This window comes from Bradyrhizobium sp. sGM-13 (genome assembly GCF_018398875.1).
Classification (GTDB): Bacteria; Pseudomonadota; Alphaproteobacteria; order Rhizobiales; family Xanthobacteraceae; genus Bradyrhizobium.
In genome coordinates this window covers 1-15,897 of the sequence record NZ_JAGWDK010000064.1, presented here as the reverse complement: position 1 = coordinate 15,897, position 15,897 = coordinate 1, and the positions used below count along the sequence as shown (strand labels likewise).

The 15,897-nt window shown below is 63.5% G+C and carries 15 protein-coding genes; 6 read left to right on the top strand and 9 right to left on the bottom strand.

Annotated features, from left to right (window positions below):
- Positions 1–81: 81 nt before the first annotated feature.
- Positions 82–681 carry a polyhydroxyalkanoate synthesis repressor PhaR gene (phaR, locus tag KJQ96_RS36355; RefSeq protein ID WP_213290928.1) on the bottom strand — a complete coding sequence of 200 codons (600 nt, stop codon included), beginning with the start codon at positions 679–681 and terminating at the stop codon, positions 82–84.
- 318 nt (positions 682–999) lie between these two features.
- On the opposite strand from phaR, the gene KJQ96_RS36350 reads away from it, so the two are divergent.
- From KJQ96_RS36350 to KJQ96_RS36340, 3 genes are all read left to right on the top strand, one after another.
- Positions 1,000–2,178, top strand: coding sequence for an acetyl-CoA C-acetyltransferase (locus KJQ96_RS36350; RefSeq protein ID WP_213290927.1), 1,179 nt, complete (start codon positions 1,000–1,002; stop codon positions 2,176–2,178).
- Positions 2,179–2,381: 203 nt separating this feature from the next.
- Positions 2,382–3,107: an acetoacetyl-CoA reductase gene (phbB, locus tag KJQ96_RS36345; protein WP_057844613.1), complete on the top strand. Its 726-nt coding sequence runs from the start codon at positions 2,382–2,384 to the stop codon at positions 3,105–3,107.
- Between the two features lie 102 nt (positions 3,108–3,209).
- The gene (locus KJQ96_RS36340; RefSeq protein WP_213290926.1) at positions 3,210–4,079 is read left to right on the top strand and encodes a DMT family transporter; all 870 of its coding nucleotides are present in this window, start codon (positions 3,210–3,212) and stop codon (positions 4,077–4,079) included.
- 144 nt (positions 4,080–4,223) lie between these two features.
- On the opposite strand, the gene KJQ96_RS36335 is transcribed toward KJQ96_RS36340, so the two are convergent.
- The 3 genes from KJQ96_RS36335 to gloB form a co-directional block, all read right to left on the bottom strand.
- Positions 4,224–4,664: a hypothetical protein gene (locus tag KJQ96_RS36335; RefSeq protein ID WP_249734965.1), complete on the bottom strand. Its 441-nt coding sequence runs from the start codon at positions 4,662–4,664 to the stop codon at positions 4,224–4,226.
- A gap of 189 nt (positions 4,665–4,853) precedes the next feature.
- Positions 4,854–5,288: a cupin domain-containing protein gene (locus KJQ96_RS36330; protein ID WP_375293250.1), complete on the bottom strand. Its 435-nt coding sequence runs from the start codon at positions 5,286–5,288 to the stop codon at positions 4,854–4,856.
- Positions 5,288–6,055, bottom strand: a complete 768-nt coding sequence (gene gloB / locus KJQ96_RS36325) for a hydroxyacylglutathione hydrolase (RefSeq protein ID WP_213290925.1) — start codon at positions 6,053–6,055, stop codon at positions 5,288–5,290. Before gloB ends, KJQ96_RS36330 begins: the two co-directional genes overlap by 1 nt.
- 119 nt (positions 6,056–6,174) lie before the next feature.
- Here gloB and KJQ96_RS36320 point away from each other — a divergent pair, with 119 nt between their 5' ends.
- Positions 6,175–6,921 carry a methyltransferase domain-containing protein gene (locus tag KJQ96_RS36320; protein ID WP_213290924.1) on the top strand — a complete coding sequence of 249 codons (747 nt, stop codon included), beginning with the start codon at positions 6,175–6,177 and terminating at the stop codon, positions 6,919–6,921.
- Between the two features lie 173 nt (positions 6,922–7,094).
- Here the strand turns inward: KJQ96_RS36320 and KJQ96_RS36315 are convergent, their stop codons facing one another.
- The 5 genes from KJQ96_RS36315 to KJQ96_RS36295 form a co-directional block, all read right to left on the bottom strand.
- Entirely contained in the window at positions 7,095–7,844 is a 750-nt protein-coding gene (locus KJQ96_RS36315; RefSeq protein ID WP_213290923.1) for a DUF4167 domain-containing protein, read from the bottom strand.
- Positions 7,845–8,335: 491 nt separating this feature from the next.
- Positions 8,336–9,217, bottom strand: a complete 882-nt coding sequence (gene prmC / locus KJQ96_RS36310) for a peptide chain release factor N(5)-glutamine methyltransferase (RefSeq protein ID WP_213290922.1) — start codon at positions 9,215–9,217, stop codon at positions 8,336–8,338.
- A 166-nt stretch (positions 9,218–9,383) separates the two neighbouring features.
- On the bottom strand, positions 9,384–10,463 hold the full coding sequence (prfA, locus tag KJQ96_RS36305; protein WP_213290921.1) for a peptide chain release factor 1: 1,080 nt from the start codon (positions 10,461–10,463) through the stop codon (positions 9,384–9,386).
- 56 nt (positions 10,464–10,519) lie between these two features.
- Positions 10,520–12,787 carry a phosphoenolpyruvate--protein phosphotransferase gene (gene ptsP / locus KJQ96_RS36300; protein WP_213290920.1) on the bottom strand — a complete coding sequence of 756 codons (2,268 nt, stop codon included), beginning with the start codon at positions 12,785–12,787 and terminating at the stop codon, positions 10,520–10,522.
- Positions 12,788–13,108: 321 nt separating this feature from the next.
- Entirely contained in the window at positions 13,109–14,362 is a 1,254-nt protein-coding gene (locus tag KJQ96_RS36295) for an aspartate kinase (RefSeq protein ID WP_213290919.1), read from the bottom strand.
- Positions 14,363–14,537: 175 nt separating this feature from the next.
- Between KJQ96_RS36295 and KJQ96_RS36290 the strand changes: the two genes are divergently transcribed.
- Both KJQ96_RS36290 and ubiG read left to right on the top strand, forming a co-directional pair.
- Complete coding sequence (locus KJQ96_RS36290; RefSeq protein WP_213290918.1) at positions 14,538–15,017, top strand: PH domain-containing protein; 480 nt, start codon at positions 14,538–14,540, stop codon at positions 15,015–15,017.
- A gap of 3 nt (positions 15,018–15,020) precedes the next feature.
- Complete coding sequence (ubiG, locus tag KJQ96_RS36285; protein ID WP_213290917.1) at positions 15,021–15,788, top strand: bifunctional 2-polyprenyl-6-hydroxyphenol methylase/3-demethylubiquinol 3-O-methyltransferase UbiG; 768 nt, start codon at positions 15,021–15,023, stop codon at positions 15,786–15,788.
- Positions 15,789–15,897: the final 109 nt, after the last annotated feature.

Sequence of the window (15,897 nt, the reverse complement as noted above, 5' to 3'; positions counted from 1 at the left end):
GAGTCAATCCGCCGCACCAGATCTGTGCATGCCCTAGTGCGTTCGCAGGGACGACAGTGGAGAGAGAGGTTCGACGAAGAGCTACTCTTCCTTCTTCGGCTCTTTCGACATGCGCTCGAGGCGTTCCTGCATTTCCTTCATCTGGCGGCGAAGATCGTCGATATTGTCTCCGTCGGTCGCCGGCTCCGGCACCTTCTCAGGCTCGGGCGAGGTCGCTCCGGCGCGCGGCGGCACGAACGGCTTGAACATCGAGAACGTCTGCTGAAACAATTCCATGTTGCGGCGGACATGTTCTTCCAGCGGCGCGAACGGCGTGCCGCTGAAGGTGTTGGTGAGCTGCTTGCGGAATTTTTCCTGCTCGCGCGTCAACGTATCGATCGACTGCTCCAGATATTTCGGCACCACCAATTGCATGCTGTCGCCGTAGAAGCGGATCAACTGCCGCAGGAAAGTGGTGGGCAACAGATTTTGTCCGGCCTTGTTTTCCTGTTCGAAGATGATCTGCGCCAGCACCTGGCGGGTAATGTCGTCGCCGGTTTTGGCGTCGTAGACGAGAAAATCCTCGCCTTCCTTCACCATCGCTGCGAGATCCTCGAGCGTCACATAGGTGCTGGTGCCGGTATTATAGAGCCGCCGGTTGGCGTATTTCTTGATCGTCGTAGGTTGGTCTGACTTTGCCATAAGCTCACACATCGACACCGAGAGCGGGGAACCCGGCGGCTTCGCCGACGGGCAGACGAGCAACGCAAGCGCAGCAAAGTAAGCATTTTCAATGCGGTTCGGCTACCGTTTTGTGCGGCACGGTTAATTCCAAGGCATGGACGCTGCTACCGAAACCCCCATGGGGATCAATTTGAATGCGCCGCGGCAGGAATTTGGTCGCCGGCCGATTGACATGGGTCAACGAGGTTAACAACATAAGGCGAGAGACAGGCACGCCACCCCGGCCGCCCGCCGTCCAACAACCTTAAGCCCAAGAAACCCCATAAGGAGATGTCCATGTCAGACGATGTCGTCATCGTCAGCGCCGCCCGCACTCCGGTCGGCAGCTTCAACGGCGCGTTCGCCACCACCCCGGCCCATGACCTCGGCGCCATCGCCATCAAGGCCGCGCTGGAGCGGGCGGGTGTCGAGCCGGGCCAGGTCTCCGAAGTCATCATGGGGCAAATCCTGACCGCGGCGCAGGGCCAGAACCCGGCCCGTCAGGCCTCGATCAACGCGGGCATTCCGGTAGAGAGCCCGGCCTGGGGCGTCAACCAGCTCTGCGGCTCGGGCCTGCGCTCGGTCGCGCTCGGCTACCAGGCGCTGCTGAACGGCGATTCCTCGATCGTGGTCGCGGGCGGCCAGGAATCGATGAGCATGGCCCCGCATGCGCAATATCTGCGTGGCGGCGTGAAGATGGGCGGCCTGGAGCTGGTCGACACCATGATCAGGGACGGCCTGTGGGACGCCTTCAACGGCTATCACATGGGTAATACCGCCGAGAACGTTGCCAAGCAGTACCAGATCACCCGCGCGCAGCAGGACGAGTTCGCCGTTGCCTCGCAGAACAAGGCCGAGGCCGCGCAGAAGGCCGGCAAGTTCAAGGACGAGATCACGCCGGTCACCATCAAGACCCGCAAGGGCGACCTCGTCGTCGACACCGACGAATATCCGCGCCATGGTGCTACCCTCGATGCGATGGGCAAGCTCCGCGCGGCCTTCGAGAAGGACGGCACCGTGACCGCCGGCAACGCCTCGGGCATCAATGACGGCGCCGCCGCCGTGGTGCTGATGACCGCCAAGGAAGCGGTTAGGCAGGGCAAGAAGCCGATCGCCCGCATCGTCTCCTGGGGCCAGGCTGGCGTCGATCCCAAGATCATGGGCACTGGCCCGATCCCCGCGTCCCGCACTGCGCTGAAGAAGGCGGGCTGGAACGTCGGCGACCTCGACCTGATCGAGGCCAACGAGGCGTTCGCGGCGCAGGCCTGTGCGGTGAACAAGGATCTCGGCTGGGACACCTCCAAGGTCAACGTCAACGGCGGCGCGATTGCGATCGGTCACCCGATCGGCGCGTCCGGCGCGCGCGTGCTGGTGACGCTGTTGCACGAGATGCAGAAGCGCGATGCCAAGAAGGGCCTCGCCACGCTGTGCATCGGCGGCGGCATGGGCATCGCGATGTGCGTTGCACGCGACTGAACTAAAGGCAGAGTGAGCGGTTGAATGATGAAAAGATCATCTCGCAACCGCGGCTCGAATTGGTAAAGATGAAATGCCCGGTCTCGCGCCGGGCATTTTCATCTTGTGGGAGCGTTTCCAAGAACGCTTTCAAAAAGATCGAGACTCGTCAAAAGACCGGGACAATTCCGGCGTACTAAGCGATTACCAAGGAGGACTACGACATGGCACGTGTTGCATTGGTTACGGGTGGTACGCGGGGCATCGGCGCTGCGATCAGCAAGGCGCTAAAGGCTGCGGGCTACAAGGTCGCGGCGAGCTACGCCGGCAATGATGCCGCCGCCGAGAAGTTCAAATCCGAGACCGGCATCCCCGTCTACAAATGGGACGTCAGCTCGTTCGACGCCTGTGCCGACGGCATCAAGAAGGTCGAGGCCGATCTCGGGCCGATCGACGTGCTGGTCAACAATGCCGGCATCACCAAGGACGGCGCCTTCCACAAGATGACGCTCGAGCAATGGAACGCGGTCATCAACACCAATCTCGGGTCGCTGTTCAATATGACGCGCCCGGTGATCGAAGGCATGCGCGCCCGCAAATTCGGCCGCATCATCAACATCTCCTCGATCAACGGCCAGAAGGGACAGTTCGGCCAGGTCAACTATTCCGCCGCCAAGGCCGGAGACATCGGCTTCACCAAGGCGCTCGCTCTGGAGAATGCCAAGGCCGGCGTGACCGTGAACGCGATCTGCCCCGGCTACATCAACACTGAGATGGTGCAGGCGGTGCCGAAGGACGTGCTTGAGAAGAGCATTCTGCCGCTGATCCCGATCAATCGTCTCGGCGAGCCCGAAGAGATTGCCCGCGCGGTGGTGTTCCTGGCTGCCGATGAGGCGAGCGGCATCACCGGCTCGACCATGACGATCAACGGCGGCCAGTACTTGGTGTGATTCCTTTTCGTCATTCCGAGGAGCGATAGCGACGAAGCAATCCATCTTAGCTATACAGGCAAGAAAGATGGATTGCTTCGCTTCGCTCGCAATGACAGCCCCATGACTCCCCGCACTGCCACACTGATCGGACTGACTGCGATCCTGATGTGGTCGCTGCTGTCCGTGCTGACGGTTGCGACTGGGAAGATTCCGGCCTTCCAGCTCGCCGCCATGACGTTTGCGATCGGCGCTTTGGTCGCTTTCGCAAGTTTCCTGTTCAGGCCCTCCGCTTTCGGCGCCTTGAAGCAGCCACTGGTCGCCTGGGTCGTCGGCGTCGGCGGATTGTTCGGCTATCACGCGCTGTATTTCCTCGCGTTGCGGTTTGCGCCGCCGGCCGAAGCCGGCTTGCTGAACTATCTCTGGCCGCTCCTGATCGTGCTGTTCTCGTCGCTGCTGCCGGGCGAGCGGCTGGCGCCACATCACATCATCGGTGCGTTGCTCGGGCTTGTCGGCACGGTGCTGCTGTTCGCCGGCAATACCGGCAGCTTTGCGCCAGGCCAGATCCCAGGGCTGGCTGCGGCCTTCGTCGCCGACTTTGTGTGGGCCGCCTATTCGGTGATGTCGCGCAAGCTCAAGGCGGTGCCGACCGATGCGGTGGCCGGCTTCTGCCTGGCCACCGCGCTGCTGGCCGCCCTCGTCCATGCCATGGTGGAAAAGACAGTCTGGCCGGAAACGATCGGGCAGTGGCTTGCCGTCATCGCGCTCGGCGTCGGCCCTGTCGGTGCAGCGTTCTTCGTCTGGGATATCGGCATGAAGCGCGGCGATATCCGCGTGCTCGGAGCAGCGTCCTACGCGACGCCGCTGCTATCGACCTTGTTTCTGATCCTCGCCGGCTTCGCGCAGCCGACCGCCACGATTGCCATTGCCGCGATCCTGATCGCCGGCGGTGGCCTGATCGCGGCGAAGGATATGGTGCTGAGAAAGATGTAGGATGGGTAGAGCGAAGCGAAACCCATCATGCTTCGGCATGCTTCCGTTGATGGGTATCGCTTCGCTCCACCCATCCTACGAAGACTGATGGCGGCGAAGGATATGATGCGGCGGAAGTAAGGGCTCGGTGCGTGCGTTAGTCTGTCACGCTTTCATGCGCAAGGAAGCAAGCGTCGCGGCACAAAACGCCAGCAACGTCACGCCCGCATTGACGGCGTGGGAATATTCCCAGTGCCGGCGCGAGGTTTGCCAGTCCTTAGGTTTCACAGTCCAGTTGTCGGTGGCGACGTTGACCGGATTGGTGCAGATCAGGAAAATTGCCAGATTGACAATGATGAGAGCGCTTGCGGCCACCGCAAGCCAAAGCGCCAGTTTGTCATCTCTGACTTCGACCGCGAGAGCCAGATTGGCGATCAACGACGCCGGCAAGAACAGGCCGACTACCCACCAGCCGACATAGATACGCTGGACCACGAAGTAGTCCTGCTCGGACATCTGCATCTTGTGACGCAGTTCGAAGAGATGCGCGGCCGGAGCGATGACGGCAAGGCCAGTGAGAATAATCGCCAGGAATCGAATGATCATCGGAGCGGCTTCCGTCAGGCAACCGGGGACGGCGCGCAGCGTGGGCATCCGTTCTCTGGCACGCCGGATACCGGATCGGGCCGCGGCTCGCCCGCGAGCGGCTTTCGCTACCAACATCGTCGCCCGGCCAGCGTTCCAGCAGCTGTTTGTTGGGAAAGCCGCGTGGCTATTCGCGCGACCCGGCACACCTCACCGTGCAGGGAACCAGTCCGGTGTTGCCAGCTCAAACTTCGCAAACTCGAATCCGGGGGCGACGGTGCATCCGACCAGCGTCCAGTCGCCGGTGCTTTCAGCAGATTGCCAGGTGTGCGGAGGCACGACGGCTTGCGGAACCTCGCCGCCAACGAGATCAGGCCCAAGCCTGACGCTGCGCTGGCCTTTGTCATCGGCGATCTGCAGCGTCAGCGCTGCGCCCGCGTAATAATGCCAGATCTCGACGGCATCGATGCGATGCCAATGCGAGCGCTCGCCGCGCGCCAGCAGGAAATAGATCGCGGTCGATCGTGAACGCCCATCGGCATCCACGCTTTCATCGCGAAACGTCTCGCGATAATGCCCGCCTTCGGGATGCGGCTTCAGGTCGAGCCGCGCGATGATCTCGGCGGCTTGTATTGGCAGCGCCATCAGGACTTGTTCTTGCGTTCGCGCAACTCGCCGAAAACTTCGGCGGCGCTGGCGCCCTTCATGTGCAGCTTGGCCGCCACCTCAGGCTCGTCGGCGCGCAGAAACACGTTGGCTTTTTTCTCCTCGCCCAACAGCACCGGGATCGTCGGCTTGTTCTCCGCGCGCAGCCGCGTGACTTCCTCGGCGCGCGCCTTCAGCGCCGGATTGTCGCCGTCGACCGTGAGCGCGAATTTGACGTTGGCGGCAGTATATTCATGGCCGCAATAGAGCTTGAAATTGTCCGGCAGCGCTCGGAGCCTCAACAGGGAATCCCACATCATCGGATAATTGCCCTCGAACACTCGGCCGCAACCGATCGAGAACAGCGTGTCGGCGGCAAACACCGCCTTTTCGGTATCGAACACGTAGGAGATATGATCGAGCGTGTGCCCCGGCGTTTCCAGCACCCGGGCCAGCAGGCTTCCCACCTTGACTACGTCGCCGTGGGCAGTGCGCAGGTCGACATTGGCAATCTTGGTGGACTTGTCGTGCGGTGCAACGACGCGGCAATTATATTTCTGCTTCAGCTCGGCAATGCCGCCGACATGGTCGTGATGGTGATGAGTGACGAGAATATCCGTCAGCGTCCAGCCTTCGCGCTCCAGCGCCTTGATGATCGGGGCGGCCTCCGGCGCGTCGATCGATGCGGTGGCCTTGGTCGCGGGATCATGGATCAAATAGCCGAAATTGTCGTTGAGGCAGGTGAAGGTACGAATTTCCGCGGCCATGACAGCTCCGTGGGTAAGGCTTCCAGCCAATTAATCCGCAAGAAATATGGCGTTAACGCTTGCGCGGCAATGCCATTTTCGGCGCGCCGCAATGAAACACGGTGTGGTAGATTGCCCCCATGACTATCGACGTCATCGATCTCCGGGATTTCTATTCGCAACGCCTTGGCATCGTGGCGCGGCAGTTGATCAACCGCGGCATTCGGGCGCGCTGGCCCGATGCGGCGGGGCAGCGCGTGCTCGGGCTCGGCTATCCGACGCCCTATCTCGGGCTGTTTCGCGAAGATTCGGAGCGCTGCATCGCCTTCATGCCGGCGGCGCAGGGCGTCCTGAAATGGCCGACCGGGCGGCCGGCGCTGGCATCTCTGATCGATGAATTCTCGATGCCGCTGCCGGACGCCGCGGTGGATCGGATCCTGCTGGTTCACGCGCTGGAAATGTCGGACGATCCGGAGCGCCTGTTGCGCGAGGTGTGGCGGGTGCTGGCGCCGTCCGGCCGGCTGATTGCGGTGATCCCGAACCGGCGGGGCGTGTGGACGCGCACCGACAATACGCCGTTCGGTCACGGCCGGCCCTATTCGCGCGCGCAGATCACGCAATTGCTGCGGCAGACCTGGTTCACGCCCGCGGCGTGGGGCGAGGCGCTGTTTCTGCCGCCGGTCGGCAATAGCTGGTTTCTGCGCTCGGCGATGGCGTGGGAGCGTGTCGGCGCCGCGCTGTCGCTGCCGTTCGCCGGCGTCCATATCGTGGAAGCGACCAAACAGGTCTATCGCGCGATCCCCGCGGGCCGCGAACGTGCGCGGCTGATTCCGTCGCTGGAGCCGGCACTGGTGCCGTCATCGACGGCAACGCGGGACAGGGCGTAATCTATCCGTTCGTCGTCCCTGCGAACGCATGCGAACGCAGGGACCCATAACCACCGCCAGCATTTGTTTAAAAGGATCGTCCCCCGCATGCCTCAAACGAAGGCCGCGGCGCCGCGATGAGCGCAATTGCGCTCACGGTCGGGTTCGCAGGGACGACGATAGTGGTGAACTACCTACTCATTCCCCGGATTGAAGTCTTCGCTTGGCGCGGCGGGCGCGGCCATGCTGTCGGGGCGCGGGCCGTGCGGCCGGCGGCGCCGGCGCGGGAAACGCTCGCGCTCGCCGCGGCCCTCTTCATATCCGCCGGGCGCACCGTTCACCTGCGGCTGCGGGCCGGTGATGAAGGAGGGCAGGCGATCGACGCCACCGGTATCGGCAATCACCGGCTGCGGCTGGGCTTGCGGCTGATACTGCGGCTGCGGACGGTGCTCGCGCTCGCGATGGTGTTCGCGCGGCTGTTGGTCGCGCTGATAGGGCGGGTTGTCGCCGCGCTGTTCGCGTTCGCGCGGATTGTTGTCGCGGATATACGGTTGCGGCTGCTGCGGGACGAAGCCCGGCTCCTGGCCGAAATGCGAAAAACTCTCGCCGTCGTCGTCACCGTCTTCCGTCGGCTGCATTTCGGTGTCGATGCGTGGCTGCGGCTGGTTCTGCCGGAATTGCTCCTGCGCAGCAGCGATCAGGCGGAAATAATGCTCGGCGTGCTGGTAGTAATTCTCGGCCGCGACGGGGTCGCCGGAAGAGCGCGCGTCGCGCGCTAGCTGAACGTATTTTTCCGCAACGTGCGAAGCGGTGCCGCGGATCTTGATGTCAGGCCCGTTGGATTCGAACACCCGGGTCATCGGGTTCTGACCGCGCCGGCCATCGTTCCGGTTACTGCCTTGGTTCCGGTTACGCATCCGCTTGTTGTTTTGACCGTTTCTCATGTCTCGCCTTTATTCCAGCCCTGATGTTTTGCAGTTGCCGTCGTAGCCCGATCTGATTCGGCGCGCATCCAGGCGCACCGGATCACGATGCCGTTCAAATTCATGTCGTCGATTTCGCCAACCCTCGCGCTCAGCAAAGACGCGTTCCCCAATCGGCGGCGCACATTCGCCCGCCGGATCAAATCATTCAGCCTGCCAAAGCCAGCCTAGCCGTCTTGCATGACGGCTTCGCGTGACTGGCTGTTGCGTAAGTCTTCAAGCGCAATATCAGGCTTTCGTTCGCTTTACGGTCGAGAGCAGCACAGCTCCAGCTATTGCGCTCGATTCGACCTGCGTTTGGAACCTTTCACCCGGCGGGCTCTCGTTTCGAGAAACTCTGGCCTCATCCGCATGATCTTACGGGGGCCAGCAACCCTGGACCGATGTTGTGAGCGGAACGTAGTCGCTCCGGGGGAATATTCCAAGGGGTTTTTTTGCGTTCCAAAAGGACTTTATCGGGCCATTTTGTGGCCCGCGACCGCCCTCGGAATGCCCGCCAGATCGGCCTTGGGCGCCTTTGCAGGCATTAACCCTGCACGCGTCATCAGGGCCTGGATTGGGCCGCTTTGGCCCTCTCCGGCCTCCACGACCAAGGCTGCACCCGGGGCGAGGAGGCCGGCCGCCTGGGGGATCAACGCGCGGTAGGCGTCCAGCCCATCGGCACCACCATCAAGCGCGGCGAGCGGGTCATGATTTCTCACCTCTATCGCCAGGCCCCCGATATCCGCCGAGCGGATATAGGGCGGATTCGAAGCGATCAGATCGAATGAACCGGATAGTCCACGCGCGTAATCGCAGGCGATGAACGTCGCGCGCTCCGAGAGACCGGCGCTGGCGGCATTGGCCGCAGCGGTCTGCAGCGCCGCCTCGGAGATGTCGGTTCCGAATCCCTCGGCCGCCGGTAATTCGGACAACAGCGCGAGAAGAATTGCGCCGGTGCCGGTGCCGAGATCGGCGATACGCATCGGACGAGCGAGATCGCCGCCGGCGCGTAGCAATTCCAGCGCCAGTTCGACCACCGTCTCGGTATCGGGCCGCGGCACCAGCGTTGCCGGCGAGAGCCGTAAGGGCAGACCCCAAAACTCCTTCTCGCCGATGATGCGGGCGACCGGCTCGCCTGCGAGACGTCGGCGGGCGAATTCCTCAAGGTGAGCCGTTTCGTCCGGCGTTAGTTGGCGCTGCGCGGCCGTGATCAAGCCGGTCAGATCGAAACCGAGCGCGTGACCGACCAGAAGCCGCGCGTCGAGCTCGGCGGAATCGATGACGGCCGATTTGAAACGCGCCGCGAGTAGGCGTCGCGCGGTCTCGACAGTTTGCGCACTGAATTCGTTCATGCTGCATCCGCTTCGTGCAGCAGGCGCCACAACCTCGCCGTCGTCCCTGCGAAAGCAGGGACCCATAACCACAGGTCGCTACGGGAAGTATTGACTCCCACCGCCCATATCGCGGGGCCGCGGCGTATGGGTCGCCGCGTTCGCGGGGACGACACGCGGATGGCCCTCACGCTGCCGCGCCCTGTGCGGCGAGCTGGGCGGCCTGGTGCTCGGTCGTCAACGCGTCGATCAGTTCGCCCAGCGCTTCGCCCGAAATCACCTGCGGCAATTTGTAGAGCGTCAGGTTGATGCGGTGATCGGTGACGCGGCCCTGCGGGAAATTATAGGTGCGGATGCGCTCGCTTCGGTCGCCGGAGCCGACCTTCTCCTTGCGGTCGGCGGAGCGCGCGGCGTCGGCGCGCTGGCGCTCGGCATCGTAGATGCGCGAGCGCAGGATGTTCATCGCGGACGCGCGGTTTTTGTGCTGCGAGCGGCTGTCCTGCATCATCACCACGATGCCGGTCGGAATGTGCGTGATACGGATCGCGGATTCAGTCTTGTTGACGTGCTGGCCGCCGGCGCCCTGCGCGCGCATGGTTTCGATCCGCAGATCTTCATTCTTGATGTCGACATCGACATCCTCGACCTCGGGCAGCACCGCTACCGTTGCAGCCGAGGTGTGAATCCGTCCCTGCGTTTCCGTGTCGGGCACGCGCTGCACGCGGTGCACGCCGGATTCGAATTTCAGCTTGGCGAACGCGCCGCGGCCCTGCACCTCGGCGATGATTTCCTTGTAGCCGCCCACGGTACCTTCCGAGGCCGAGATCACCTCGACCTTCCAGCCCTGCAAGGCGGCAAACCGCTCATACATGCGGAACAGGTCGCCGGCGAACAGCGAGGCCTCGTCGCCACCGGTGCCGGCGCGGATTTCCAGCATTACGTTGCGGTCGTCCATGGCGTCCTTGGGCAGCAGCGCCACGCGAATCTTCTGCTCGAGATCAGCGACGCGCCCCTGCAGCGTTTCGAGCTCGGCTTCGGCCATGCCGCGGATTTCATGATCGGTGCCGGCATCAGCCAACAGCGATTCGGCGCCCGCAATCTCGGCCCGCGCCGTCCGATACGCCTTGACCGCATCGATCAGCGGATTGAGCTCGGCGAGCTCGCGCGTGATCTGGACGTATTTTTCGGAATTCACCTGGCCCAGCAACTCGGCCTCGAGCGAGGCATGATGGGCGAGCAGGATATCGAGTTTGGCTTCGGGCAACATGGCGTATTTCTCAGGCAGCGGATACGGAAAGGTGGCGTTGTCGGGGCAGAGCCTCGCTACAACGACAGCCCCTCGGCTTCCGCGAATTCCGTCAGCTTCTGCCGGATCGAGACGCTGCCGGCCGGCGCGTCGAGCAGCGGCATCAGGACAGCTTCCGCCTTTTTGGCGTCGAGGTCGAGGATCATCGCCTTGACCGGGCCGTGCGCGGTGGCCGACAGCGACAGCGAGCGATAGCCGAGCGCAATCAATGCCAGCGCGCCGAGCGGCTTTGAGGCCATCTCGCCGCACAGCGAGGCCATCTTCTTCGCGGCTTGCGCCTTCCGCACGATATCGCGCAGCGCGCGCAGGATCGGCACCGACATGGTGTCGAACCGTTCGGAAACTTTTGCGTTGCCGCGGTCGACCGCATACAAGAACTGGAACAGGTCGTTCGATCCAACCGAAACGAAATCGACCTTCTTCAAGAGTTCGTCGAGTTGATAGAGCAGCGCCGGCACTTCCACCATGGTGCCGACGTCGATACGTTCCGGCAGCGCGTGGCCGTGCTGGCGCAGGTAGGTCAGTTCGCGCTCGACGATGGCCTTGGCCTGGTCGAATTCGGCGACTTCCGAAATCATCGGAAACATGATCTTCAGCGCCCGGCCGCCGCCGGCCCGCAGCAGCGCGCGAATCTGGCCGCGCAACAGTCCGGGACGGTCGAGCCCGAGCCGGATCGCGCGCCAGCCGAGCGCCGGGTTTTCCTCGATCACGGTCTCCATATAGGGCAGCGCCTTGTCGCCGCCAATATCGAGGGTGCGGAACGTGACCGGCTTGGAGCCGGCTGCGTCCAGCACGGTGCGATAGAGCGCGAGTTGGTCGGAAGCGCGGGGCAGGCTCTGGCCGACCATGAACTGCAGCTCGGTGCGGAACAGCCCGATGCCGGCGCTGCCGGTGTCGTCGATATGCGGCAGGTCGACGACGAGGCCCGCGTTGATCATCAGTTCGACCGGCTGGCCGTCCTTGGTCACACAGGGTTTGTCGCGCAGCGCGGCATACTGCGCCTGCCGCCGCGCGCGAAACCGCACCCGCTCGGCATAGGCCGATTCGATCTCGGCCGAGGGGCGGACATAGATCGAGCCCGAGGTGCCGTCGACGATGATGGGATCGCCGGGGTCGGCAATGCCGGGCGCGTTCGGGACTTCGCCGACCGCAGGGATTCCGAGCGCGCGCGCCACGATCGAGACGTGAGAATTCGCGGTGCCTTCCTCCAGCACCAGGCCGCGCAGCCGCTTGCGATCGTAGTCGAGCAGCGCCGCCGGTCCCATCGCGCGCGCGATCAGAATGGCGTTTTCGGGAAGCTGCTCGCGCGAGGGCGCGTGATCCTGGCCGACCAGTTGCCGCATCAGGCGATGGCCGAGGTCTTCCAGGTCGTGCAGGCGGTCGCGCAGATAAGGATCGGTCGAGCGCAGCATGCGCGCGCGCGTGTCGGACTGCACGCGCTCGACCGCGGCTTCCGCGGTAAGGCCGGTAGCGACCGCCTCATGCAGCTTGTGCGACCAGCCGTGGTCGTTGGCAAACATCCGGTAGGCTTCCAGCACCTCGCGGTGCTCGCCGCCGTCGGCGACATCGCCGCGCTCCAGCATGCGGTCGAGATCGGCGCGCAGCTTGGTCAGCGCTGCATCCAGTTTCTTGATTTCCTTCGGCAGGTCTTCGGCGATGTAGTTGGTGATGACGACGCGCGGCTCGTGCAGCACGACATGGCCGAGCGCGATGCCGTCGGAGAGGATCGCGCCGGTCTTGTGCAGTGAATGCCGCGCCGCCGGTTCCGCGCCGGGCTGCGCCAGCGCCGCCAGCTCGCCCGAGGCGATCATTTCCGCCAGCACCATGGCGGTGGTCTGCAGCGCCTCGACCTCTTCCTCAACATAGGTGCGCTTGGCGCGGTTCTGCACCACCAGCACGCCGAGGGTGTTGCCGGCGCGCAGGATCGGCACGCCGAGGAACGAATGGTAGATTTCTTCGCCGGTTTCCGGGCGGAACGAGAAGGCCGGGTGGCTTTGCGCGTCCGAGAGGTTGAGCGGGCTGGCCTCGCTGGCGACGAGGCCGACGAGGCCTTCATGCGCGTTCAGCACGGTGCGGTGCACCGCGTCGCGGTTCAGACCCTCGGTGGCGTAAAGTTCGAGCGTGTTATCGATGCGCAGCACATAGCAGGAGCAGACCTCGGCCACCATGTTGGCCGCGATCAACACCACGATCTTGTCCAGGCGTTCCTGCGCCGAGACCTTCTCCGCCATGGTTTCGCGGAGCCGTCTCAGCAAGACGCGGGGACCTCCCGACGTGCTCCGCATGTGCTGGTATCCTCCCCCCGCGAGGCCAGCCCGCCGGGTGGCCGGTAGCTGGCGTGAAACGCACGAAACACTACAATTATATTCATTCGGCGCCGCCGCTGGCCACCGATCCAGGCCGAATCGAGATCGCCTGTGGTGCAGTTTGCGGCAACGCACCTCATAGGCCGTATAGCCAATCGAGGCTTGCTTTGCCAAGCAAAACGCCTGCCAGAAGCAATAACGTGTGTGTCAGGGCCGATGCTGCGCCGGCGAAACGCATGGTCCGCCAAACCGCAGCGGTTTGGCGATCAGACCATGCGCCAAGTTTGAGAGAAAATCGTTCTAAGTCTGATCGAGCCCGTAGAGCGTGTGCAGCGTGCGGACCGCAAGTTCGGTGTAGGCGGCGTCGATCAGCACCGAAAACTTGATCTCGGAGGTGGTGATGGCGCGGATGTTGATGTTGCGCCCGGCCAGCGCGGTGAATGCCTGCGCGGCGACGCCGGCGTGGCTGCGCATGCCGCTGCCGATCACCGAAACCTTGGCCACGTCGGTGGCGGTGTCGAGCCGGGCATAGCCGATCTTGGCCTTGGCCGAAGTGATGGTGTCGCGGGCGCGGGTATAATCGGAGGCCGGCACGGTGAAGGTGAGATCGGTGGTCTTGCCGTCCTCGGAGACGTTCTGGACGATCATGTCGACATTGATGTTGGCTTCCGCGAGCGGGCCGAAGATCGCCGCCGCAACGCCCGGCTTGTCCTCGATCTGGCGCACGGAAATCTGGGCTTCGTCCTTGGAAAAGGCGATGCCGGTGACGACGTGGCTTTCCATGATTTCCTCCTCGCTGCAGATCAGCGTGCCCGGCGGGGTGCCGTGCGGGTCGATATCCTCTGGCTTGTCGAAGCTGGAACGAACGAACACAGGCATGTTGTGCACCATGCCGAGTTCCACCGAGCGCACCTGCAGGACCTTGGCGCCCTGCGAAGCCAGTTCCAGCATGTCCTCGAAGGCGATCTTGTCGAGCCGCCGCGCCTTGGGAACCACCCGCGGATCGGTGGTGTAGACGCCATCGACGTCGGTATAGATATCGCAGCGGTCCGCCCGGATGGCGGCGGCGATCGCCACCGCCGAGGTATCCGAGCCGCCGCGCCCGAGCGTGGTGATCCGGTTGGTCTGCGGGTTGATGCCCTGGAAGCCGGCAATGACGGCGACCTCCTGGCGATCCTTGAAGCGAGCGCTGATCTCGCTGCCGTCGATCTCGAGAATCCGCGCCGAGGCGTGGGCGTCGGAGGTCTTGATCGGGATCTGCCAGCCCTGCCAGGAGCGGGCCTGGATGCCCATGCCCTGCAACACGATCGCGAGCAGGCCCGAGGTCACCTGTTCGCCGGATGCCACCACGGCGTCATATTCGCGCGCATCATGCAGCGGCGAGGCGTCGCCGCACCAGCCGACCAACTCGTTGGTCTTGCCGGCCATGGCCGACACCACGACGGCGACGTTATGCCCGGCGTCGACTTCGCGCTTGACGTGACGCGCGACGTTGCGGATTCGGTCGATGTTGGCGACGGACGTGCCGCCGAATTTCATCACGAGGCGGCCCATGACGACGCGTGCATTCCCTGTGAGGATAAGTTAGGTGACCCGAACGGAAAGTGGAGCGCCCGGGCCGAAAGCGGCGTATACATAGCGACGCGGTCCGGGGCAAGCACCCCCGGTTCCGTTTTCGACCCAAAATGGCGCGAATTGCTGTGGTGACGGGTTAATTCAGGACGAGCGTATGGGGCGTTATATCGATGATATCCTGCAGCCCGGCGAGAGGGTGCTGTATTCGACCAATGCGCACTGGATCTTCTTTTTGCCGGCGATAGCTGCCTGGATCGTGGCGATCGCGTTTCTGGTGTTGTCCCGGATGATCGAGGGCGACGTGCCGGTGCTGCTCTGCCTGGCCATGGCGGGCCTCGCGGCGCTCTTCGCGTTGTACAAAACTGTCACCGCCTGGTTCCATCGATGGACCACCGAGACCGACGTCACCAATTTCCGTGTCGTGCACAAGACCGGCTTTGTTCAGCGGCAGACGTTCGAGATGAGTGTGGACAAGGTCGAGAGCGTCGACGTCAACCAGAGCATTCTCGGCCGCATCCTCAACTACGGCGACGTAACGGTCTCGGGGGTCGGCGAGGGCGGCAAGACCCTCGACACCATTGCTTCGCCGCTGGCGTTTCGCAATGCCATCACGGCACGACCGGCCGGTACGTAAATCATGGCCATGCAGCAAAATTCATCTGGCGGTTTCTCCGCCACTGGCAGCACGGTCGATCCGGCTGAAGTCGCTAAATTCTCGAAATTGTCGGAGGAGTGGTGGGACCCCAAAGGCAAGATGGCCCCGCTGCACAAGATCAACCCGCTGCGGCTCGCCTATATCCGCGACGCCGCCTGCCGCAAGTTTGAGCGTAACGCCAGGAGCCTGAGTTGCCTCTCGGGCCTGCGCATCCTCGATATCGGTTGCGGCGCTGGCCTGTTGTGCGAGCCTTTGACGCGGCTGGGCGCGCAGGTGATCGGGATCGATCCGTCCGCGACCAATATTGCGGCTGCCAAGCTACACGCCGACAAGGGGCATCTATCGATCGATTATCGCTGCACTACCGTCGAGCAGATGGACCATCGCGAGCGGTTCGACGTCGTGCTGGCGATGGAAGTGATCGAGCATGTCACCGATGTCGGCGCGTTCCTCGCCCGCTGCGCGGCGATGGTCAAGCCGGGCGGGATGATGGTGGTCTCGACACTGAACCGCAACTGGAAGAGCTTTGCGCTTGCGATCGTCGGCGCCGAGTATGTGCTGCGCTGGCTGCCGCGCGGCACCCATCAATGGGACAAGTTCGTCACGCCGGACGAACTCGCGCGGCACCTCGCCAACAACCGCCTCACCATCACCGAGCAGGCCGGCGTGGTCTATAACCCGCTCGCCGACCGATGGAGTATCTCGTCCGACATGGACGTGAACTACATGGTGGTCGCGGAAGGGGTGTGACTGATAGCGGCCCTTTTGCCGCATCACCAGTGTCGTCCCTGCGTGCGCAGGGACGACGGAATAGAGGCGAGAACCCCTCAACTTGTCGCCCCTGCGAACGCAGGGGCCC